The organism is Gemmatimonas aurantiaca T-27 (assembly GCF_000010305.1).
Lineage (GTDB): Bacteria > Gemmatimonadota > Gemmatimonadetes > Gemmatimonadales > Gemmatimonadaceae > Gemmatimonas > Gemmatimonas aurantiaca.
Genome location: NC_012489.1, coordinates 3,675,155 through 3,695,487, shown reverse-complemented (window position 1 = coordinate 3,695,487; position 20,333 = coordinate 3,675,155). Strand labels below are relative to the sequence as shown.

At 64.5% G+C, this 20,333-nt stretch carries 19 protein-coding genes; 10 read left to right on the top strand and 9 right to left on the bottom strand.

What is annotated here, in order from left to right:
- Positions 1–62 precede the first annotated feature (62 nt).
- The 4 genes from GAU_RS16015 to GAU_RS16000 form a co-directional block, all read right to left on the bottom strand.
- Entirely contained in the window at positions 63–500 is a 438-nt protein-coding gene (locus GAU_RS16015) for a hypothetical protein (RefSeq protein WP_041265610.1), read from the bottom strand.
- 129 nt (positions 501–629) lie between these two features.
- Entirely contained in the window at positions 630–1,133 is a 504-nt protein-coding gene (locus GAU_RS16010; protein ID WP_015894944.1) for a DinB family protein, read from the bottom strand.
- Between the two features lie 41 nt (positions 1,134–1,174).
- Positions 1,175–1,819 carry a gluconate 2-dehydrogenase subunit 3 family protein gene (locus tag GAU_RS16005; RefSeq protein WP_015894943.1) on the bottom strand — a complete coding sequence of 215 codons (645 nt, stop codon included), beginning with the start codon at positions 1,817–1,819 and terminating at the stop codon, positions 1,175–1,177.
- A gap of 8 nt (positions 1,820–1,827) precedes the next feature.
- Positions 1,828–3,516, bottom strand: coding sequence for a GMC oxidoreductase (locus tag GAU_RS16000; protein ID WP_015894942.1), 1,689 nt, complete (start codon positions 3,514–3,516; stop codon positions 1,828–1,830).
- 185 nt (positions 3,517–3,701) lie between these two features.
- On the opposite strand from GAU_RS16000, the gene GAU_RS15995 reads away from it, so the two are divergent.
- The gene (locus GAU_RS15995) at positions 3,702–4,229 is read left to right on the top strand and encodes a RidA family protein (protein WP_052574497.1); all 528 of its coding nucleotides are present in this window, start codon (positions 3,702–3,704) and stop codon (positions 4,227–4,229) included.
- A 34-nt stretch (positions 4,230–4,263) separates the two neighbouring features.
- Positions 4,264–5,121: a bestrophin family protein gene (locus GAU_RS15990; RefSeq protein WP_015894940.1), complete on the top strand. Its 858-nt coding sequence runs from the start codon at positions 4,264–4,266 to the stop codon at positions 5,119–5,121.
- 9 nt (positions 5,122–5,130) lie between these two features.
- On the opposite strand, the gene GAU_RS15985 is transcribed toward GAU_RS15990, so the two are convergent.
- Entirely contained in the window at positions 5,131–6,627 is a 1,497-nt protein-coding gene (locus GAU_RS15985; RefSeq protein WP_197525997.1) for a type IV pilus twitching motility protein PilT, read from the bottom strand.
- Positions 6,628–6,913: 286 nt separating this feature from the next.
- Here GAU_RS15985 and GAU_RS15980 point away from each other — a divergent pair, with 286 nt between their 5' ends.
- A complete protein-coding gene (locus GAU_RS15980; RefSeq protein ID WP_015894938.1) occupies positions 6,914–7,717 on the top strand; it encodes a DUF4184 family protein in 804 nt (267 codons plus the stop codon).
- Between the two features lie 56 nt (positions 7,718–7,773).
- Positions 7,774–8,943: a pyridoxal phosphate-dependent aminotransferase gene (locus tag GAU_RS15975; protein ID WP_015894937.1), complete on the top strand. Its 1,170-nt coding sequence runs from the start codon at positions 7,774–7,776 to the stop codon at positions 8,941–8,943.
- Positions 8,944–8,979: 36 nt separating this feature from the next.
- On the opposite strand, the gene GAU_RS15970 is transcribed toward GAU_RS15975, so the two are convergent.
- Positions 8,980–10,350 carry an RNA polymerase sigma factor gene (locus GAU_RS15970; RefSeq protein WP_083765712.1) on the bottom strand — a complete coding sequence of 457 codons (1,371 nt, stop codon included), beginning with the start codon at positions 10,348–10,350 and terminating at the stop codon, positions 8,980–8,982.
- A 12-nt stretch (positions 10,351–10,362) separates the two neighbouring features.
- Here GAU_RS15970 and GAU_RS15965 point away from each other — a divergent pair, with 12 nt between their 5' ends.
- Positions 10,363–10,722, top strand: a complete 360-nt coding sequence (locus GAU_RS15965; RefSeq protein ID WP_169307711.1) for a YciI family protein — start codon at positions 10,363–10,365, stop codon at positions 10,720–10,722.
- Here the strand turns inward: GAU_RS15965 and GAU_RS15960 are convergent.
- On the bottom strand, positions 10,706–11,857 hold the full coding sequence (locus GAU_RS15960) for a sensor histidine kinase (protein ID WP_041265608.1): 1,152 nt from the start codon (positions 11,855–11,857) through the stop codon (positions 10,706–10,708). The two genes, GAU_RS15965 and GAU_RS15960, sit on opposite strands and share 17 nt — an antisense overlap.
- Positions 11,854–12,576, bottom strand: a complete 723-nt coding sequence (locus GAU_RS15955) for a response regulator transcription factor (RefSeq protein WP_015894933.1) — start codon at positions 12,574–12,576, stop codon at positions 11,854–11,856. The genes GAU_RS15960 and GAU_RS15955 overlap by 4 nt, the downstream gene beginning before the upstream one ends.
- 120 nt (positions 12,577–12,696) lie before the next feature.
- On the opposite strand from GAU_RS15955, the gene GAU_RS15950 reads away from it, so the two are divergent.
- From GAU_RS15950 to GAU_RS15940, 3 genes are read left to right on the top strand one after another with little or no spacing between them, the layout of a single operon-like run.
- A complete protein-coding gene (locus tag GAU_RS15950; protein ID WP_015894932.1) occupies positions 12,697–13,551 on the top strand; it encodes a glycosyltransferase family 2 protein in 855 nt (284 codons plus the stop codon).
- Between the two features lie 7 nt (positions 13,552–13,558).
- Positions 13,559–14,278, top strand: coding sequence for a polysaccharide deacetylase family protein (locus tag GAU_RS21245; protein WP_015894931.1), 720 nt, complete (start codon positions 13,559–13,561; stop codon positions 14,276–14,278).
- A 45-nt stretch (positions 14,279–14,323) separates the two neighbouring features.
- Positions 14,324–15,001, top strand: a complete 678-nt coding sequence (locus GAU_RS15940) for a class I SAM-dependent methyltransferase (protein ID WP_169307710.1) — start codon at positions 14,324–14,326, stop codon at positions 14,999–15,001.
- A gap of 28 nt (positions 15,002–15,029) precedes the next feature.
- On the opposite strand, the gene GAU_RS15935 is transcribed toward GAU_RS15940, so the two are convergent.
- A complete protein-coding gene (locus tag GAU_RS15935; RefSeq protein ID WP_015894929.1) occupies positions 15,030–16,091 on the bottom strand; it encodes an NAD(P)-dependent alcohol dehydrogenase in 1,062 nt (353 codons plus the stop codon).
- A 70-nt stretch (positions 16,092–16,161) separates the two neighbouring features.
- Between GAU_RS15935 and GAU_RS21240 the strand changes: the two genes are divergently transcribed.
- On the top strand, positions 16,162–19,419 hold the full coding sequence (locus tag GAU_RS21240; RefSeq protein ID WP_169307709.1) for a WD40/YVTN/BNR-like repeat-containing protein: 3,258 nt from the start codon (positions 16,162–16,164) through the stop codon (positions 19,417–19,419).
- 217 nt (positions 19,420–19,636) lie between these two features.
- Positions 19,637–20,206, top strand: coding sequence for a hypothetical protein (locus tag GAU_RS15925; RefSeq protein WP_015894927.1), 570 nt, complete (start codon positions 19,637–19,639; stop codon positions 20,204–20,206).
- The last annotated feature ends 127 nt before the right edge of the window (positions 20,207–20,333 follow it).

Genomic DNA, 20,333 nt, shown 5'->3' with positions numbered 1-20,333 from the left:
GCAGCGTATGGCACGAACGTCGGTGCCCGACAGGATGCGGCATGTCATGCGCCACGTGCTTGTTACTGCGCGGGGCGGATGTCCATGGCATGCGGTGTGGTATACACGGTGGCATCATCAATGTGCAGTCTGCCGCGCATGACGTAGCGACCAGGCGGCAAGAGCGTGCGTTCGCCTGTCTCGTTCTCCATGGTGCCGATGTGCCAGCCGGCGACGAGTCGCGTCGATTCTCCAGGCGGTACCACAACGGGTCGTGAGTACGCGGCGCAGACACGAGGGCCGGCAGTCATGAAACGTCTTTGAAGGAAGGTCTCGATGAACAATGCACAATTGGTCTCGACGACCACCGGATCGGGGCTTGTGTTCGTCACGAGCGCCTCCAGGCGGCGTATATCGCCCAGCGTTACTTCAGCAGGGGGCGACACCAGTGTGAGTTGTACACCTGCCGCCGGTCCAGCAGCATCGCCATGGCAAGCTGCCAGCAGCAATAGTGCCGCCATTCGATTTCTCACGTCATACCTCCAGTGGGTCGTCTCACCATGACAACCATGTAGCACGATGACGCGTCACTGGTGACTGGAGGTGGTGAGAGAGCTCATGATCGCTCGCTCACCACCCGGTTCCGCCACTCAGATGACGGGAGGCTCCATGCCCCATGCGGCCCAGTCTTCCCGTGCAGGACCGTAGATGCCTGGCACGCGGAGTCCGGCCTGACGCATGAGCACCGTCATCTGGCCACGATGATGATTCTGGTGGCCGATGAGTGCGCCAAGTGTTTGCGCCTTTGTCCAGCGCATGTCGTACATGTCGTCTTCCGTGGTGAGCGATGCATCCGTCCACTTGGATGCCAGCTCTTCCAGCAACGACACGCAGGCGGCACGATACGCTGCGCTGATCGCGGCAGCGGTGGCGGGGACGGGATCGTGCTCGCTCAGTCCACCAACGGCGAGGCCCGTCTTGTTCATCATCTCCGGAACAGTCTGTGCCACGTGCCAGGCCAGACGGCCCAGGGTGCGGCTCTGGGCGTCGATGGGTTGCGCCAGCGAGGCATCGGTGAGTGCGTCGAGCACATTCTGTGTCTGCTCGGACTCCCAGGCCCACTGCGTGCGGAATTCGTCGATGGTGTGAAACATTGGTCAGGTAGGGGAAGTGGAACGGTTTGCGCTGCGTGGCCTCACGCGTGTGAGGCCCAGATGGTTTCGCCTGGGGTGTACGGCACGCACGGCTCGTACGCACCCGGGGTTTCCTTGTAGCGCATGGCCTGGTTGTAGCCGATTTCGGAGGTGAAGAAACCCAGCAGGCTCAGTTCCTTCATCATGCGAAAATAATGCGTGGGTTCACCGGATTTCCGGCTACGCATGTAACCATGTTGTTCCTGATCGAGCTGTGTGAGCACCGCCACGCGCTGTTCAGGGGTGGCATCCATGAACGATGTCTGGTGTGCCGTACGGCAGGCGTGATCCACTGACGACATGCCGGATCGGAAAATGGCCTGATCTTCCGCTGTGTAGGTGTCCGTGACCATCAGCGCCATGAACGCACCGGTCGCGGCCGCCTTGGCACCGGGAGACTTGTCGGTCGTAGGCAGGATCGTATCGGCGATCTCGTCGAGATATGCCTGATCCTGCACACTGAATGTGCCGATCGGCTTGCTGCCGCCCGCGGTGCGCGCGCCCGCGGGCGCATCACCGGCGCAGGCTTCAAGCAGTGAAGTGCCACCGACAAAGGCCACGCCGCCAAGCAGCAGGCTCACACGTCGGATCGCTTCGCGGCGGTGGAGGCCGAGGGGGGAGATGGTGGTGTCTGCATCGCTCGACATGGGCGCTCCTACAGGTTGCGGCGATTGAGTTCGTTCACCGCGAAATCGGCGGCGCGTGCAGTGAGTGCCATGTACGTGAGCGAGGGATTCACGGCGGCGGCCGATGTCATGCACGATCCATCGGTGACAAACACGTTCAGCGCGTCCCACACCTGATTGTTGGCATTCAACACCGAGGTCTTGGGGTCGCGGCCCATGCGCGCCGTCCCCATCTCGTGAATACCCTGCCCGGGTGTGTAGCCGTTGTCGAAAGTGCGGACATTCTTGGCCCCGCTGCTTTCGAACATCTCGGCCAGTTCGGTGGTCATGTCCTTGCGCATCATGCGCTCGTTTTCACCGATCTCACAGTCGATCTTGAGCACCGGCAAGCCCCACTTGTCGCGCGTGTTTTCATCGATGCTGATCATGTTGCGATGGTCGGGCAACATCTCGCCAAACGCGGTGCCGCCGATGGTCCAGCTACCCGGCTGCGCCATGCTGTCCTTGAACGCGCCGCCAATGCCCAGTTCCGCCACCGCACGTTCCCACCCCTGTCGGCTGGCGCTGCCCTGATAGCCGAACCCACGCAGATAGGGCCGTTTGTCACCGAAGAGGTTCTGGAAGCGCGGGATGTAGTAGCCCGTGGGACGACGCCCATTGTAGTACTTGTCGTCGAATCCCTCGAGTGACCCGCTCGCGCCCAGGCGGAAGTGGTGATCCATCAGGTTGTGCCCGAGGGCGCCACTCGCACTGCCCAAACCGCCAGGCCAGATGTCGCGCGCCGAACGCATGAGCAGCCAGGTGCTGTTGAGCGTCGAGGCACATACGAAGAAGATCTTCGCACGATACTCCGTGGCCTCGTTGGTGAGCGCATCCACGACACGCACACCGGACACCCGTTTGCGGTCCTTGTCGTACACGAGTTCGTGCACGATGGCGTGTGTCTTGAGTGTGAGATTGCCGGTTTTCACGGCCGCCGGCAGCGTGGACGACTGGGTGCTGAAGTAGGCGCCGAACGTGCACCCCAACCAGCAGGCGTTGCGGGTCTGACACTGCCCGCGACCCGGCAGTGGTTGCGTCAGGTTGGCGCTGCGTCCGATGATGAGGTGCCGCTTGCCGCCGTAGTTCTTCTTGATCTGCGCCGCGACGTGTTCCTCGCCGCAATTGAGCGGAAAGCCCGGCAAAAACTCACTGTCCGGCAGGTGCGGCAGTCCTTCCCGGGTACCTTGAATGCCGGCGTGTTTCTCTACATACGAGTACCACGACGCGATGTCGTTGTACCGAATAGGCCAGTCGATGGCGATGCCTTCGCGGGCATTGGCTTCGAAATCGAAATCGCTCCAGCGGTATGACTGACGTCCCCACATCAGCGACCGGCCACCAACATGGTAGCCGCGATACCAGTCGAAGCGCTTCGCTTCGGTGTATGGGGATTCCTTCTCGTTCACCCAGAAGTCGAGATTCTTCTCGTTGAGCGGATAGTCACGGCGCAGCACCGGATAGTCGGCGATCATCTGCTGCGTGCGCCCGCCGCGGTGCGGGTATTCCCACGGGCCTTTGGTGGCGTTGGGGTAGTCCTTGATATGCTCGACGTTGCGTCCCCGTTCGAGCATCAGGACCTTGAGGCCCTTCTCGGTCAGTTCTTTGGCGGCCCAACCGCCCGAGATCCCGGAGCCAACGACGATCGCGTCGAACTCAGTCGTCTGTGGTGTCTGCACGTGGTCTCCTCGGCGCGAGCACAGGGGGCGTGCTCGCTCGGTGCATGCGGACGGCTCGAGGAAGGCGCGAGCCGCGTCTCTTCCAAGTATGCGGCCGGAAACCGCGCGGTGCACGCATGAGGGCCGAATTGACGAAGAACGGTGTACCGCTTGACGCCGCCCGATTCCCGTTCAGGTTCGGTGGAATGGAAAACACCAACACGCCGAACCACCTCCGTCTGGCCCGGGCCGCTGTCGTGGCGGCGAGCACCGCTGCGATCGCCGTGCTCCTGCAGGCGGGCTGCGCCGCTCCCAAGGATGCCGCTGCGCCGGCTGCTGCCAGCCCCGCCTCCGCGGCCGCCGATCCCGAGTTCATCCAGCCCGACGGACCACCGGCCAATCCATTCTCGCCGGCGGTGCGGGTGGGGAATCTGATCTTCGTGTCGGGGACGCTGGGCACCTTGCCAGACGGCAAGCTGGCTCCGGGCGGGATTCAGGCGGAGACCAAGCAGTTGCTCGAGAACATCAAGGGCACGCTGGGTGCCGTCGGAGTGGGCATGGAGCGGGTGGCGCGCTGCACGGTGTACATGGCGGATCTCGCCGAGTGGCCGGCGATGAATGAGATCTACCGATCGTATTTCACGAACGGGAAGTATCCGGCCCGCGCGGCGGTGCAGGCGACGCTGCTGTTTGGCGCCCGGGTCGAGATGGAATGCGTGGCCGCGGCCAAGTAGATCCCTACATGCCTCTCTGTCGGTACACGCGGTCATGATCACGTACGATCCGAAAAACTGGCTGCGCATCCTGCTGGACTTTCCGCACAGCCCGGTGTTTCGCACGCTGGCGCTGGATGTGGTGGGGGCCGGTTTGTATGCCGCGCTCGTGGTGTGGGTGGAAACCGACTATTTCCGCGTGGCCGTGCCGCTGGGGCCGTCGTTGTTGTCCATCCTGGGCATCATTCTCGGTCTGCTGTTGGTATTCCGGACCAACACCTCCTACGATCGCTGGTGGGAGGGCCGTCGGTTGTGGGGCCAGTTGGTGAACATCTCACGGGGGCTGGCGCATCAACTCGACGCGCTGTTGCCGGTGCAGGCGCCGCAGCGGGCGGAGTACGTTCGATTGTTCGAGGAGTTCCCGGTCGCGTTGGCGGCGCACCTGCGTGCACCGCGCGGCACACTCGGCCCTCATGTGCCAAACGATATTGTGCAGCGACTGTCGCGGCGGCTGCACGCCGATATCGCCGCAGGGCAGCTACCGCGCGAAGCAACGGTGGCCCTCACGCCGCTGGTGGTGCAATTCGATGATGTCACGGGCGCCTGCGAGCGTATCCGCAACACGCCCATCCCCTTTTCGTACAGTTCGTACGTGAAGCAGTTCGTGATTCTGTACGCGCTGGTACTGCCGTTCGGTCTCGCCCGCGAGTTCGGCTACGGGACGATCATCGCGAGCATGTTCACGTTTTTTGCGACGATGGGCCTGGAACTGCTGGCCACCGAAATCGAAGAGCCGTTCGGCACCGATCGCAACGATCTGCCGCTGGATCAGATCGCCGATCGGATCGCGCGGGATACGGCCGCTATTCTCACGGGCGCCGCTCCCGATGCCGGACCGGCAACGACGGACTGACGGGCGCTGCTACTCCTCGGACGTCAGCCCGTCGAGGTTGTAGCCCATCGCCTTGAGTTTGCCCGCCATTTCCTTCTTTTCGACCGACTTCACGAACGCTTCTTCCGCCTCGATGGTCTTGTTGCGGACCAGCGTGAGCAGGGCGTCGTTGAGCGTTTCCATGCCCAGTCGGCGGTTGGTCTGGATGATGTTGGGGATCTGCACCGTCTTGCCTTCGCGGATGAGCGAACTGACCGCCTTGTTGACGAGCAGAATCTCACGTGCGGCCACACGCCCACCGCCGATCTTGCGGCACAGTGTCTGCGATACCACACCCTTGAGCGACTCGGAGAGCATCACGCGGATCTGATCCTGCCGGTCGGCCGGAAACTGGTCCACGATGCGATTGATGGTCGACGCGGCGGTGCTGGTGTGCAGTGTGCCGAACACCAGGTGGCCTGTTTCGGCCGTCTCGAGCGCTATGGCAATGGTTTCCAGGTCGCGTAGTTCGCCCACGAGGACGATGTCCGGATCCTCACGCAGCGCCGCGCGCAGAGCGCTCTTGAACGACTGCGTGTGCACGCCCACCTGACGCTGCGTGATCAGACACTTCTTGCTCTGGTGCACGAACTCGATCGGATCTTCGATCGTGATGATGTGATCGGAGCGTGTGCGATTGATGAGGTCCACCAGCGCACACAGGGTCGTCGATTTGCCGGAGCCGGTGGGGCCGGTCACCAGCACCAGTCCCTTGGTGAGGTGACAGAGCTGCTGGACTTCCGCTGAAATGCCCATCTGCTCCACGGTGACCGTACCCGTGGCGATGGTGCGGATCACGGAGGCGACGCCGTTCCGGTCCCGCAGGACATTCACGCGGAAACGTGAAAGGCCCTGAATCTCATGGGCAAAATCGGTGTCCCAGCTACCGTCGAATTCCGCCTTGTTCTTGTCGGGCATGATCGACCACAGCATGCCCGATACGGTGGGGTCATCGAGCACCGGCTCGCCCTCGATGCGCAGGAGGTCTCCCCCCATGCGCAGGATGGGCGGCTCGCCAACTCGCAGGTGCAGATCGGCCGCACCCCGGCGGACCTGCTCTCGCAGGAGGCGATCAATGGCTTCGCGGGCTGCGGCCTCGTTCTCGAACGAACCCAGCGGTTTGTCCGACGCACGACGGCGCATGTGGCCCGTGCCGGTGGGCACAGTAGGGTCGGCCGGACCGGGCTTGTCGACCCACTGCCGGATGCGAATGCGCAGCGGCGCGTCGCTCTCCTGCTGCACCAACCACTGTTTGTCGTTCCAGGCGTACAGAAAACGAATGCCGGCGCCAGCCGCGACCGCTGGCTTGTCGTCTGCGCCCGCCATCTCGTTCACCAGCGCCAGCGCCTGCGCGCGTGTGAGCACCTGTGTGCTGACCGGCTGCGGGCCGTTGGGCGTGACGCAGCGAATGGGGGTATCCGCTTCGAGCAGGATCGCCGAGGCGGCGCCGGCTTCGAGGCGGGTCAGTACACGGTCGAGTTGTGGCACGCTATCACACCGGTGGCAAGAGTCCCCGAAAGTCCACGGGGGACGGCTGTTTTGCAACCGGCACCCCGCGACGGGTCGAGGGAAGGACGAGCGAACCCCTGCTTCGGGCACGTATTGCTGTCCGTGGGCCGACGCGTCGTGGTCAGATGGGGGCACCCCTCTGGTGTGCGATTTGTTGCTGAACCGAGCCCGGGAGGCGACACGTCGATACCGTCGCTGTGGCATGGCCAGCGGAGACTAGGGGGCGTTCACGGTGCATTGGCCTGGTCGCCTTTCCGAAAAAGACATGCCTGCGACGATCCTGTCCCATCAGGCCCTCGTATTGCCGCTCAAGATGCGCTGGCCGCATCGCTTCTCCGGGCTGGCGCTGTGCATCGGCAGCATGGCGCCCGATCTCGAGTTCATCGGTCGCATGTCACACGACTGGCTGTTCAGTCACACGCTGTCGGCGCAGATCTGGTTCACGGTGCCGCTGACGATGGCGTTGGTGTGGCTGCTCACCACCCGGCTGCTGCCGGCGCTGGTGCCATACCTCCGCGATCATCCGGAGTGGCGTCTGCACGATTTGCTGGCCCTGCGCGCGCCGGCGACATGGTGGGACTGGGTCTCCGTGGCATGGTCGGCCTGGATTGGTGGCGTGAGTCATGTGGTGCTCGATGGCATCACGCATGGCAATCACAGTGGCTGGCTGGTGCCATGGCTGCCGGTGTTACGCACCCCGGTGCCCCATCTTGGCGGCGAGGCACCTCTGCACGATGCGCTGCAATGCTGGCTCACCATCGCCTTCGCGTTGCTCTCGGTGCGCTGGTGGCGGCATATCGCCCGCGAACGCCTGCTGTGGACATGGCGTGGAGCACCGGTGTGGGCGACCATTGGCGGGGTGTTGGTGGCCGAGGGGCATGGCAAGGCGGCCACCGCGGCGATCGCGTTTGGCGCGCTCGACGTGACTTTTGTCGCGCTCATGATCAGCGCGTCAGTGCTCACGCGGCGGCGCACTGATGGCCCCTCTGCCACGGATCACCCCGCATCCGGCGCTGCCCGTCCTGCAGAGGCGCGCATCACCTCAGAGGCCGTGCCGGCCATGGGGTGATGGCGTGTCGCCGCGCGCAGTGGCGGGCTCCCCTGCCCGGCGATATATGTCGCCGTATGCCTACCACAGCCGCACGCCTCTCCGTCTTCACGGAATCCGTCATCCGTGGGACCACGCGCCTCGCCAATCAGTACGGCGCCATCAATCTCTCGCAGGGATTTCCGGATTTTGATCCGCCGGAAACGCTGTTGTCCGGCCTCGAACGGGCGGCACGCGGACCGAACCATCAGTACGCGGTGACCTGGGGCGCGCCAGCTTTCCGGAAGGCACTGGCCGGCAAGATCTCGCGCTTCACCGGGCTCGACGTGGATGCAGACCAGCATCTCGTGGTCACCTGCGGCAGCACGGAGGCGATGATGGTCGCCATGATGACGGCCTGCAATCCGGGCGACAAGGTGATCGTGTTCTCGCCGTTCTACGAGAACTATGCGGCCGATGCCATTCTCTCCGGCGCAGAACCCATCTACGTGCCGCTGCATCCGCCCGGCTTCGGGTTCGATGAAGACGATCTGGCGAAGGCGTTCGCACAGAAGCCCAAGGCAATTGTGGTGTGCAACCCGTCGAACCCGAGTGGCAAGGTGTTCACGCGCGAGGAACTGCTCACCATTCTCAAGTACGCCGAGCAGTACGATACGTGGGTCATCACCGACGAACCGTACGAGCACATCGTGTACGCGCCGCACGAGCATGTGTACTTCAACACGCTGCCGGGGGCGTTCGAGCGCACGATCACCTGCAATTCACTGTCGAAGACCTATTCGATCACGGGGTGGCGGTTGGGATATGTGCATGCGCCGGCGTCGGTGATCGCGCAGGCGCGCAAAGTGCACGACTTCCTCACGGTGGGCGCTGCGGCCCCGCTGCAGGACGCCGCCGTGGGCGCGCTCGAACTGCCGATGTCGTACTACGAAGAGCTCACCACGATCTACACGAAGAAGCGCGATCTCTTCCTCGAGATCTTGCGTGGCACCGGCCTGCCGTTCACCGAGCCACAGGGCGCGTACTACGTGATGGTCGACATCACCGAACTGGGCTTCCCCGACGATACGGCCGCATCCGAGTGGCTGATCAAGGAGATCGGCGTGGCCGGTGTGCCCGGTTCGAGTTTCTTCCGCGAGCCGGTGAAGAATTTGATTCGATTCCACTTCGCAAAGCGGGAAGAGACCCTGCGCGCAGCGGGCGAACGACTGGGGGCGCTGGCGGTCAGAGCCAACGCCGGGCGATAGTCGGAGCCAACGGTTTCGGGTTTCGGGGGGGCATGTTCACCCCCCGAACCCATCCGGTGCGACTCGCAACTGTCGTTCATAGTGTTCTCGGACTGGCCGCGATTCTGTCTCACGAATCGCGGCCTTCCAATGTGGGGCGGCTTCATCGTGGCGCCCCAGTCGCGCCAACAGTGTGGCCAGTGTGGCGTGCCATTCGGGCCAACGCTGCATCGCGGCGGACATCGCTTGCACCTCGGCCAGTGCTCGTGTGTCATCGCCGGACTCGGCGATCGCCATCGCGCTCGCCAGTTCCACCATCGGTGAAGGGGCGATACGACGCAGCAGGTCGTAGGCGTTCACGATGCGCAACCAGGGCGTGCCGGCGTAGTCGCTTGCCGTGACATGCGCCGCCGCGATGTCCGCCTCGACGTGATAGCGCGTGATCGTGGGACCCGCGATGGACGTGGCAAAGATCCGCATGCCGCGTGCGATCAGCGACCGGTCCCAAAGGGTGCGGTCCTGCTCGGCCAGCGGGACGGGCGCGCCATCGGCATCCCGCGCTGGCAGTCGTGCTGCGGTGAGCAGCATCAGCGCGAGCAACGCCCGTGCTGCCGGTGTATCGGTGTCCGGCCAACGCAGCAGTTGCTGCACCAGATGGATGGCTTCGCGGCACAACTCGGGCCGTACCAGCATCTCGCCGTGGGTGGCCAGGTGTCCTTCGGTGAAGATCGCGTAGCAGACGGCGAGCACATCGTCGAGCCGCTCCGGCAGGGCCGAGGGCGCCGGCACGATGAAGGGCACACGGGTTTCACGCAGCGTGCGCTTGGCTCGCACCAGACGCTGTGCGACGGTGGGGACATCGGCGCGCAGCAACCGCGCGATCTCCGGCACGCTGAATTGCGCGACACACTTGAGCGTGAGTGCGACGCGTGATTCGGCGCTCAAAGCGGAATGGCAGCAGAGGAACAGCAGCCGCAGTTGATCGTCGGCCAGCGGTGCCGGTTCGGACATGGCGTCATCGTCCACGTGGTGCGCACTGACGGCAGCATCGATCGCCTCCGTGTCGTCCACCCACCGCCGCGCACCGCGCACGCGGTCGAGATATCGGCGGCGGGCCACCTGGACGAGCCAGGCCATCGCATCACGCGGCGCGCCGGCTACGGGCCAGCTCCGCGCCGCCGCCGCAAAGGCGTCCTGTACCGCATCTTCAATGCGATCGAGTTGTTGTGACCCGTGATGTCGGACCAGGATCGCGGTCACGCGCGCCGCCGCCTCGCGGAAGCCGCGAGGGTCCGTCAGCATATGCTCGGCACTGCCCGGCGAGGCCGATGTCGATTCCGATGACGATCCTGCGTCCTCGACATGCGACGGCGCCATCGGGGGGACTTCGACCCCCACGGAGGGGCGTGTGCCGTCTTTCTTTCTCATGCGGAGAATTCCATGTCGCTGTTCATGCTGCTGCTGGCCGACGATCCCACCGAATATGCGGACATGTCCCCGGCAGAACTTCAGGAGATCGTGGCCCGCTACAGCGCCTGGTCGCAGGAGATGGGGGCCAAGGGTCGCCTGCGAGGTGGCCACAAGCTCACCGACGAAGGTGGTCGCATTCTCCGTCGGGAAGGGGCGGCCGTGATTGTCCGTGATGGGCCGTACGCGGAGCTCCGTGAGGTCGTGTCCGGGTATTTTCTGATCGAGGCCGACGGTTATGCAGAGGCCGAGGCGATCGCGCGCAGTTGTCCGCACGCCCAGTCACGCGGATCGATCACGATTCGTGAGATCGAGTTCACGGGCGCGTCGTGACCTGCGCACGAGGCAGGCGCAGGATGAACTCCGATCCACCGCCGTCGCGCGGCCGGTAAAGCACGTCGCCCCCCTGTGCCCTCGCGAACGTGCGGGCGATCGACAGTCCCATCCCCATGCGTCCATCGGTCGACGGGGCGCCGGTGGCGCGCAGGGGGCGCCGCAGGGGGGCGAAGATGCGATCTACCTGATCGGCCGGCAGTCCGGGGCCGCGGTCGGCGACGATCAGGTCCACGGTCGAGTCTCCCGCGCGAATCATCAGGTCGATGGGTTGGTCGGCCGGGGCATGACGGGCGGCATTCTGCAGCAGGTTGCCGAGGACCTGGCTCACGAGCGTCGAGTCGCAGGTGACGACGGCATCCTCGACCGGCGAAGGCAGGTGCACGGTACGCGAAGCCAACAATCCGGTGGACGACCGCAGCGCCGTCTGCAGCACCAGTTCGGCGTCGTGAGGCTGCATTTGCAGGGCCGGTGCTTCACCTGCCTTGGCGAATCGCTGCAGCGTGACGAGGAAGTCGTTGAGCCGTCGTGCCTCTCCATTCACACGCAGTAGTGCATCCTGGCTCTGGAACCCGGACGCGGGATCGGACAACAGCGCCAATGTGGCCACTGGCGAGCGGAGATCATGGGCCACGGAATTGAGCAGCGCATTCTTGAGACGGTCTGCTTCCACGAGCACGCGGGCGGCCGACGCTTCACGCTCGAGCTGCAATCGTTCTTGGCTGAGACGCTCCACTTCCGCCGTGCGCTCGTGCGCCAGTCGTGCGGCCTGTTGCAGGTTCACGAAGAGTTGCGACACCAGCAATCCCGCTGTCGCAAATCCCACGAGAATGAGCCAGTCCAGTTCACGGGTGCTGCCGAACTGGTATAGCGGCGGCACGAAGAACCAGTCGATGGTCAGGTGACAGAGAATCACCAGGACGATCGACAACGCGCGCCCACCTTCGCGACTGGCACCGATGATCAGCAGCAGATATGCGAGCACACCGTGTGCCACTCTGACTTCGGGTTGCCCCGCCACCTGGCCGACGAGCGCCGTGAGCAACACATACAGCGTGAGCCATCGCGCCCACACTTGCCAGCGTCTGGACGGATCCACCCAGCGCACCTGCGCGTGGGGTGCGCCGGTATTCATGAGGGCGCGTTGAACCGGTAACCCACGCCAGGTTCGGTGATGATCAGGCGTGGCATCGAGGCATCCGGTTCGATCTTGCGGCGCAGATGCGTGATGTGCACACGCACATGTGTGGCGAAGTCACCGAACTCTCGGTCCCACACGATATCCCAGAGCTGGCGTGGCGACATGGGCCGGCCGGCATGCAGCACCAGCGCGCGCAACAGCGACCACTCCGTGGGGGTGAGCCGCTGCAGTTCCCCACGACGTACCACGCGCTGTTGCTGTAGGTCGATCTCCACGCCGTCCACCGTGAGCACCGACCAGGCGCGCGAGGCGTGTGATATGGCGGCGCGTCGTATCTGCCCACGCACTCGGGCCTGCAGTTCCGCCGCCCCGCAGGGCTTGCTGATGAAGTCGTCGGCGCCCGCATCGAGAATGGCCACCTTCTCGTCTTCGTCATCGCGGCCCGAGAGCACGATGATCGGCACGTCGGTCACCCCTCGGAGCTGCCGAAGCAACTCCGATCCGTCGCCATCCGGCAGACCGAGGTCGAGCAACACCAGTTGCGGAGAGACCTGCGCGCACTCACGCACGGCTTCGGCCAGCGAACTCGCCGTGCGTACCTGACGGCACATGGTCCCCAGCGTTTGCGCGAGGGTTTCCCGGAGGGCGTCGTCGTCTTCTACAACGAGCAGAGTGTCCGGATCTGGCCACTCGGCAATGGGCGAACGGGCCATGCAGTCTGGGGAAGGGCGGTGTTAAGGAGGTGTTAAAGCGCTGCGAAAACGCTGTCAGATGGGGATGAAACTGCTGAGCATGGAGGCGAACAATCGCAACGTAACGCTCTCACCCCCACCATGACACGCACCATCGCGACCTTGCCGGGGCCGACCCCGGTTCCCGTGACGGTTGTTATCCCGACGTTGAACGAAGAAGACCGTCTGCCGGGCTGTTTGGCCTCACTCTGGTGGGCATCGGAAATCATCGTGGCTGATGCCAACTCCACGGACGGTACCCGCGATATCGCACGACGTTTCGGGGCGCAGGTCCTCGAAGGTTGCGGCCCTACCATCGCGGACCAGAAGAATGCGGCGATTGCTCGCGCAAAGCACCGCTGGGTGCTTTCCGTGGATGCCGATGAGCGTGCCGCAGAGGAGCTCGGATCGGAAGTCGCCGTCATCGTGGCCGCACCCACCGCACAGGCCTATCGCATTCAGATGCGCAACCGCTACCTGGGTGGGCCGTATGAACTCGGGGGCTGGTCACGCGATTGGCATATCCGGCTCTATCCCTCCTCTGCGCGATGGACGTCGCAGCGGGTGCACGAGCGGCTCGAGGTGGAGGGACCGGTTGCCGATCTTCGCGCCCGGCTCGAACACGAATCGTACCGCGATCTCGCCCACCAACTCGAGAAAGGACATCGTTACTCGGTGTGGGGCGCGCAGGACTTGTTCGCCAAAGGTCGTACCGTGCGGGTGTCGGACATGGTATTTCGCCCGGCATGGCGTTTCATGAAGACCTACTTGCTGGAAGGCATGTGGCGTGAAGGTGTGCGCGGGTTCGTGTTTGCGGCGGTACATGCCTGGTGCGGTTTCACGAAGTACGCCCTGCTCTGGGATGAGCAGCGCAAGCAGCATGCGAGCATGGTGGCCGAGCAGGCACACCTGATGATGGAGACATCGCTCGAAGCTCCGATGTCGTCGGCGCATTGAGCCGGTCATGTGGATTCCGGCCCTGTGCTATCACCGCATTGAAGTACCACCACATGTCGCACGAGATGACACCAACTTCGTCACTCCGGACATGTTCGCTGGTCAGCTCGACTGGATGAAGCGCCTGGGTTACACCGGTGTGACCATCGGTCAGGTGCTCGCCTGGCAGCGCGGTGTGGCCTCGCTGCCGACGCGTCCGATAGCCATCACCTTCGATGATGCATACGACAGTGTGGTATCGCAGGCGTTGCCCCGTCTGTCTGCGCTCGGCTGGCCGTGCACGGTGTACGCTGTGAGCGCGTACCTTGGCGACCGCAATCGCTGGGATCCTTCGGCGCCACCGGCGAGGCTCCTCGATGCCGCTGCCCTGCGCGCGATGTTGCAGGCCGGGCACGATGTGGGCGCACACACACGTCACCATCGACGTGTACGCGGCTTGAATGGTGACACGGCGCGCGAAGAGTTGGCGGGCTGCCGAGAAGACCTGGAGCAGTCACTGGGCGCGGCGTGCACGAGTTTCGCGTTTCCCTATGGCTCACACGACCGACTCACCGTGCAGCGTGTGCGCGACGCGGGCTATGCCGGTGCGGTGACGCTCAAGCGTCGTACCATCCGGAAAGGAGGGGACCCGTTCCGTCTTGGCCGCATGAGCGTGGGCGGGCCGCTGTCCCATGCCTTGTTCGCACTCAAGCTCGCAAAACTCCAGTTCACCCCGTCCGTGATCTGACGCGGCTGCCCCGTCAGATCAATGCCCACTCTGTCCGTTCCTGCCATGTCGTCTCGTCCAGCTACACCGGTCGCTGATGCCCGCATCGGCGCAGATTCTTCTGCCCTTCCGTGGAGTGCGCGCCTCGTGCGCTCGGTGCGTCGCGCACTGCGCCTGGACCGCGAACGGCGCTGGAACAGCGAATATGCGGCGGGCGGGTGGGATTGGCTGCGCAACATCGACGAACGTGCGCACCACAGTGTGCTGGCCGGCTACGCGGCCTATCTCAAGCCCGGCGGCTCGCTGCTCGATGTGGGATGCGGCGAAGGAGTGTTTCAGGAGGAGCTGCGCGGGGCAGCCGGCCGCTATGTGGGTGTGGACTTCGAGCAACCCATTCAACGCGCGCAGCACAAGGCGAATGCCACCACCCGTTTCGTCGTGGGCGACATGAACGAATTTGTCGTCGATGAACGCTTCGATGTCATCGTGTTCAACGAAAGCATCTACTACCTGCACGACACCCTGGCTGGTGTGCAGCGCTACGAGTCGATGCTGGCGCCGGACGGCGTATTGCTCATCTCGATGCACGGCAAGGAACGCAATGACGCCCTCTGGACGGCACTCGATGCCCGCTACACGACGCTCGACCGCGTGACCATCACCAACGTCCGTGATGTGCGCTGGACCGTGAAAGCGATGGTGCCACCCGGCAGCACATTCCGGATGGCACCACAGGCACCCTGAGGCGCCGTTCGCTGACTGAGCGCACGGCTTACGCGGTCGGCGCGCTCAGCGTGGCCAGGTCGATCACGAAGCGGTACTTCACGTCGGACTTGAGCATGCGCTCATAGGCCGTGTTCACCTCGGCGGCCGCGATACGTTCGATGTCGGCGGTGATGCCGTGTTCTCCGCAGAAGTCGAGCATCTCCTGCGTTTCGGCGATGCCGCCGATGAGCGAGCCGGCCAACGAGCGGCGCTTGCCGATGAACGTGAACGCCGCCGGCATGGGATGGGTCTCGGGGGACACGCCCACGATGCACAACGTGCCATCGAGGCGCAGGAGCCGCATTTCGGCTTCGATATCGTGTGGCGCACTCACCGAATCGATGATGAGGTCGAGGGTGTTGCGATGCGCGCGCATGGCGGTCGCATCACCCGAGACGATCACGTGATGCGCACCCAGGCGCTTGGCGTCTTCCACCTTGGACGGTGAGGTGGTCAGCACCACCACTTCCGCGCCCATGGCCGCGGCGAGTTTGACGGCCATGTGCCCGAGTCCGCCGATGCCCACCACGCCCACGCGCTTGCCCGGGCCGATCTTCCAGTGGCGCAGTGGCGACCAGGTGGTGACTCCGGCGCAGAGCAGCGGCGCCGTGGCGGCCGGATCGAGATTGGCGGGGATGCGCAGTACGAAGTCCTCGTTCACCACGATGGCGGTGGAGTAGCCGCCCTGCGTAGGCCGGCCGGTCTCCTTCTCGGTGCCGCCGTAGGTCCCGGTGTTGCCCGCTTCGCAGTACTGCTCGAGGCCGTCGCGGCAGGGGTCGCAGCTCTGGCAACTGTCCACCATGCACCCCACGCCCACCCGGTCACCCACGGCCCACTTGGACACGTTCGGGCCAACCGCCACCACGCGCCCGACAATCTCGTGGCCGGGCACCTGGGGATAGGCAATGCCGCCCCATTCACCACGCACCGTGTGCAGGTCGGAGTGACAGATCCCGCAGTACTCGATCTGGATCTGGACATCATGGGCGCCCGGGGTGCGGCGCTCGAAGCGCCAGGGGGCCAGGGGACCGACCGCGTCGAACGCGGCAATGCCGATTGTGGGGATCATGGCTGTAAAGCTGGCGCCGGTGACGTACCTTTTCCACCGTTCCACTGGTCCCAACCATCCCGCCCCAATCATGAGAATCTCCCGTTTCGTCCCGCGTGCTGCGGTGACGATGGTCGGGTCGTTGCTGTGCGTGAGCACGGCAGCGGCACAAGCCATCGACTCCGCAACCATCGCCGGCATGCGCTGGCGCACCATCGGTCCGGCCAACTTCATGGGCCGCTTCTCCGATGTGGTCGGCATTCCCGGCCCTTCCAAGACCATCATCGCGGCATCCGCGGCCGGTGGCATCTGGAAGACGACCAACAACGGCATCACCTGGCGTCCCACGTTCGACGACAAGCGCGTCGTGTCGATGGGTGCGCTGGCGATCGCGCCGAGTGACACGCAGCAGGTGTGGGCCGGCACGGGTGAAGTGAACTCGCGCAATTCCATCGAACCCGGCGGTGGCATCTTCAAGAGCACCGACGGTGGCCTCACGTGGCAGGCCAAGGGGCTCGAGAAGACGGAGCACATCGGACGCATCGCGGTGCATCCGACCAACCCGAATATCGTGATCGTGGCCGCACTGGGCGCGGCGTGGCGTTCCAATCCGGAACGTGGCCTCTATCGCACCACGGATGGCGGCAACACGTGGACGCTCGTGAAGCATGTCAGCGACAAGGCGGGGTTCGTGGATGTGGCCATGCATCCCAAGGATCCGAACATCGTCTTCGCCACGAGCTGGGAGCGTTTCCGCACGCCCTACTCGTTGTGGAGCGGTGGCCCGGGTTCGGCGCTCTGGAAGAGCACCGATGCGGGTGTGACGTGGAATGAAGTGAAGGGCGGTGGTTTCCCGGCCGGTATCAAGGGCCGCATGAGCCTCGACATCAACCTCGGCAACCCGAACATCATCTACATGATGATCGAGGCGTCGGAGAAGACCACGCTGCCCATCGTGGGTGAGCGCAATCCGAAGCTGAATGGCCTCTGGCGCAGCACGGATGGCGGCACCACGTGGACGCAGATGAACAACTACAACGTGCGTCCGTTCTATTACTCGCAGGTGCGCAGCGATCCGAAGAATGCCGATCGGGTGTACTTCTCGAGCACCGACCTGCAGGTGTCCGACGATGGTGGCAAGACCTCGCGCAACACGGCGCAGGGTGTGCACGTGGACGATCACGGTATCTGGATCGACCCGAACGACCCCGAGCGCTGGGTGCTCGCCAACGACGGCGGCGTGGCATTCACGTACGACAAGGGCGGCAACTTCTCGCAGGGGCAGAACATCCCCGTCGCGCAGTTTTACGAAGTGGCCTACGACATGAGTGTGCCCTACAACATCTGCACCGGCGCGCAGGACAATGGCACCTGGTGCGGACCGTCGCGTCGTCGCACGGGCACGACCAGCCTCGGCTACTGGTTCACGATTGCCGGCGGTGACGGCTTCTATGCCGCTATGGACCCCACCGACCCGAACATCGTGTACGGCGAGTCGCAGGGCGGCAACGCCTCGCGCGTGAACCTCAAGTCGGGCGAACGCATGGCGTTCGTGAAGCCGAGCTGGCAGGCGAAGTACAAGGCGTGGGAAGACTCCATCGCGGTCATCCGTGGCAACCCGCTCACGCCCGCCACGCGCGCGCAGACCACGGCCATCAATGCCCTGCGCACTCAGCAGAAGGCCGATTCGGCAGACCAGTCGCTGCGCTTCAACTGGAACTCCCCGTTCTTCATCTCACCGCACAATCCCGCCGTCATCTACTTCGCGGGCAATCGTGTGCTCAAGTCGGTGAAGCGTGGTGAGGACCTGCAGCTCATTTCTCCGGACCTGTCGCGCAAGCTGACGGCCAAGCTCGACACCTCGCTGCGCCTCACAGGCGGCATCACGCTCGATGCCACAGGTGCCGAGACGTACGGCACGGTGGTGGCGCTGGAAGAAAGCCCGGCGCGTGCGGGCCTGCTGTACGCCGGCACCGATGACGGCCACGTGTGGAAGTCGGCCAACGACGGCGGCTCGTGGGAGAACCTGTCGTCGCGTATTCCCGGACTGCCGAATGGCGGGGAAGTGTACGTGACGCGCGTGGAGGCGTCGAAGTTCGACACCAACGTGGTGTACGTGGCATTCGACAACCACCGCTGGGGTGATTTCAAGCCGTACCTGTTCGTGTCGCGCGATGGTGGCAAGTCGTTCTCGTCGCTGGTCAGCAACCTGCCCACGGGCGGTGTGGGTGACTACCTGCACGTGGTGCGCGAAGACCCCACCAATCCGGATGTGCTGTACGTGGGTTCGTCGATCGGTGTGTACGCGTCCATCGATCGTGGTGCCACCTGGACCAAGCTCACGGGCAACTGGCCCAGCACGCCGGTGTACGATCTGCAGATTCATCCGCGCGATCGTGAACTGATTGCGGCGACGCATGGCCGTGGCATCTGGATTCTCGACGTGGCGCCGCTGCAGCAGATGTCGAAGGAGATTGCCGCGAAGCCGGTACACCTGTTCGAACCGCGTCCGGCGCAGCAGTGGGGTGAAGAGCCGTTGCGTGGCGCGAGCGGCAACGGCAACGGGCAGAACTTCTTTGCTACGCAGAACCCGGCGTACGGTGCATCGATCAGCTATCGCATCGCACAGGGGTCGACCGGCCAGGCGCGCATTTCCATCGTGAACGCCACCGGTGACACGGTGAGCAGCATGACGGGTCCGGCCACGACAGGTCTTCACACGGTGACGTGGAATTTTGCGCTCAACGCGCGGCCTGCTGCGCGTGCGGCGCTGACGCCGAGTGAGAAGCGGGACAGCATTCTGCGCGCCGTGCGCATGCCGCAGGTGCTCGACTCACTGGTCGCGGCGAAGTACGACAGTGTGGCGCTCTCGCTGGCGCGTCAACTGCTCAACCCGCCCGCCGGTGGCTTCAACGCCGGCCGTGGTGGTGGTGGCCGCGCGGGAGCCGGCGCCTGTGAGCGTCCGCTCACGCAGTGGGAAGCGTTCTGCGCGCGTCCGGCCGAAGCGACCACGCTGCGTGTCGGGGCTCCGGCCGGCGGTGGTGAAGGTGCGGCGGCGCTGCAGGAACGGGCCACGCAGTTGCAGAACGCCAGCAGCAATCCGGCCGTGCGCCGGGTGTTCGACCTGATTGGCTTGCCGGTGCCGGCCACGGGCGGCCGCGGTGGTTTCGGCGGCGCGCTGGCGGGCGGTGGCATGGCCAACACCGGTGACTTCGCGGTGGTGCTGCAGGTCGGCGGGACCGTCATGAAGCAGCGGCTGCGCGTGGAGAACATGGGAGCGGCCGGCGGCGCCAATCCGTTCGGATTCTCCGATGACGAAGATCGGGACGAGGATCGCGATCGTCGGTAAGGCCCTGCTTGGTCGCTGATCGGGCCAGGGGAATCATTGCGCAGTACCAAGAGGCGTCGAGCGATCGGCGCCTCTTGTCTTTTTCGGGAAACAGGCGCGCTTCGTCCCAGGGGTAGGGTGCACATCCGATCGACTGTTGGCAGCCATACAACCCTTTGGCCCGTCACTGCGTCAAATGGGCATACCGGTGCGCCAGTTGTCTCCAGAGGTCCCCGCCATGCGCCGCACATCCGTCCTCACAATTGCCCTGTTGGTCCTGTCGGTCGCTGCTGCCTGCATGCGCCCGGCGAAGCTGACGCGTCCGCTCGAACGTGACCAGCTCTACAGCCGGCTGGTGGGCGAGTGGCAGGGTACCCTCGAAACGCCGGACAGCTTGCTCGGTGTGCGGGTGACGCGGCACACCAAGCTGAAGGTGGTGCCATCGCCGGATCGGGACGGCCTCGAGTTGCAGTTCCAGTACGAAGACGCGCACGGCCATGTGGCCACGCGCACCGACCGGCTGCATTTCGATGGGGCCATGGAAACGGCGCGCTGGGGCAACAGTTCTGCCCGATGGCACCAGGCGTTCGACGTGATTTCCCGCGGCGGTGGTGAGGGAGCGGCCCCGCTGCGCCTGGTGCTCGAAACGACGGAGGAGTCGGACAGTCTCAGCATGGACACGCCGGTGGCGCGTCAACGTGAGACCTTCGTGGTGAGTGCTGGTGAGGTGCGTATGGTCACCGAACAGCAGGTCGACGAGGACACGTTCACCTTCCGGCACGCCTATGTGCTGCGGCGGGCCGAGTAGCGAGATTTCCGCACGGGCCTGAGCGGGTCCGGGACGGCCGCCACAACGGCCGCAGGTGCGGGTTCTACGCTGGGGTGTGTTCTGCGCGAGTATCGATTTCAGGCGACGACCGAAACGGTTGAAGCAT

Bases quoted from the DNA above. Each gene is read 5' to 3' on its own strand.
- GAU_RS15995 (WP_052574497.1), top strand. From the start codon at position 3,702: ATGGAAAACACCAACACGCCGAACCACCTCCGTCTGGCCCGGGCCGCT.
- GAU_RS16015 (WP_041265610.1), bottom strand. From the start codon at position 500: ATGGCGGCACTATTGCTGCTGGCAGCTTGCCATGGCGATGCTGCTGGA.
- GAU_RS15950 (WP_015894932.1), top strand. From the start codon at position 12,697: ATGACACGCACCATCGCGACCTTGCCGGGGCCGACCCCGGTTCCCGTG.
- GAU_RS15975 (WP_015894937.1), top strand. From the start codon at position 7,774: ATGCCTACCACAGCCGCACGCCTCTCCGTCTTCACGGAATCCGTCATC.
- GAU_RS21245 (WP_015894931.1), top strand. From the start codon at position 13,559: ATGTGGATTCCGGCCCTGTGCTATCACCGCATTGAAGTACCACCACAT.
- GAU_RS15980 (WP_015894938.1), top strand. From the start codon at position 6,914: ATGCCTGCGACGATCCTGTCCCATCAGGCCCTCGTATTGCCGCTCAAG.
- GAU_RS15960 (WP_041265608.1), bottom strand. From the start codon at position 11,857: ATGAATACCGGCGCACCCCACGCGCAGGTGCGCTGGGTGGATCCGTCC.
- GAU_RS15955 (WP_015894933.1), bottom strand. From the start codon at position 12,576: ATGGCCCGTTCGCCCATTGCCGAGTGGCCAGATCCGGACACTCTGCTC.
- GAU_RS15970 (WP_083765712.1), bottom strand. From the start codon at position 10,350: ATGAGAAAGAAAGACGGCACACGCCCCTCCGTGGGGGTCGAAGTCCCC.
- GAU_RS15990 (WP_015894940.1), top strand. From the start codon at position 4,264: ATGATCACGTACGATCCGAAAAACTGGCTGCGCATCCTGCTGGACTTT.
- GAU_RS15925 (WP_015894927.1), top strand. From the start codon at position 19,637: ATGCGCCGCACATCCGTCCTCACAATTGCCCTGTTGGTCCTGTCGGTC.
- GAU_RS15940 (WP_169307710.1), top strand. From the start codon at position 14,324: ATGTCGTCTCGTCCAGCTACACCGGTCGCTGATGCCCGCATCGGCGCA.
- GAU_RS15965 (WP_169307711.1), top strand. From the start codon at position 10,363: ATGTCGCTGTTCATGCTGCTGCTGGCCGACGATCCCACCGAATATGCG.
- GAU_RS15935 (WP_015894929.1), bottom strand. From the start codon at position 16,091: ATGATCCCCACAATCGGCATTGCCGCGTTCGACGCGGTCGGTCCCCTG.
- GAU_RS16010 (WP_015894944.1), bottom strand. From the start codon at position 1,133: ATGTTTCACACCATCGACGAATTCCGCACGCAGTGGGCCTGGGAGTCC.
- GAU_RS16005 (WP_015894943.1), bottom strand. From the start codon at position 1,819: ATGTCGAGCGATGCAGACACCACCATCTCCCCCCTCGGCCTCCACCGC.
- GAU_RS21240 (WP_169307709.1), top strand. From the start codon at position 16,162: ATGAGAATCTCCCGTTTCGTCCCGCGTGCTGCGGTGACGATGGTCGGG.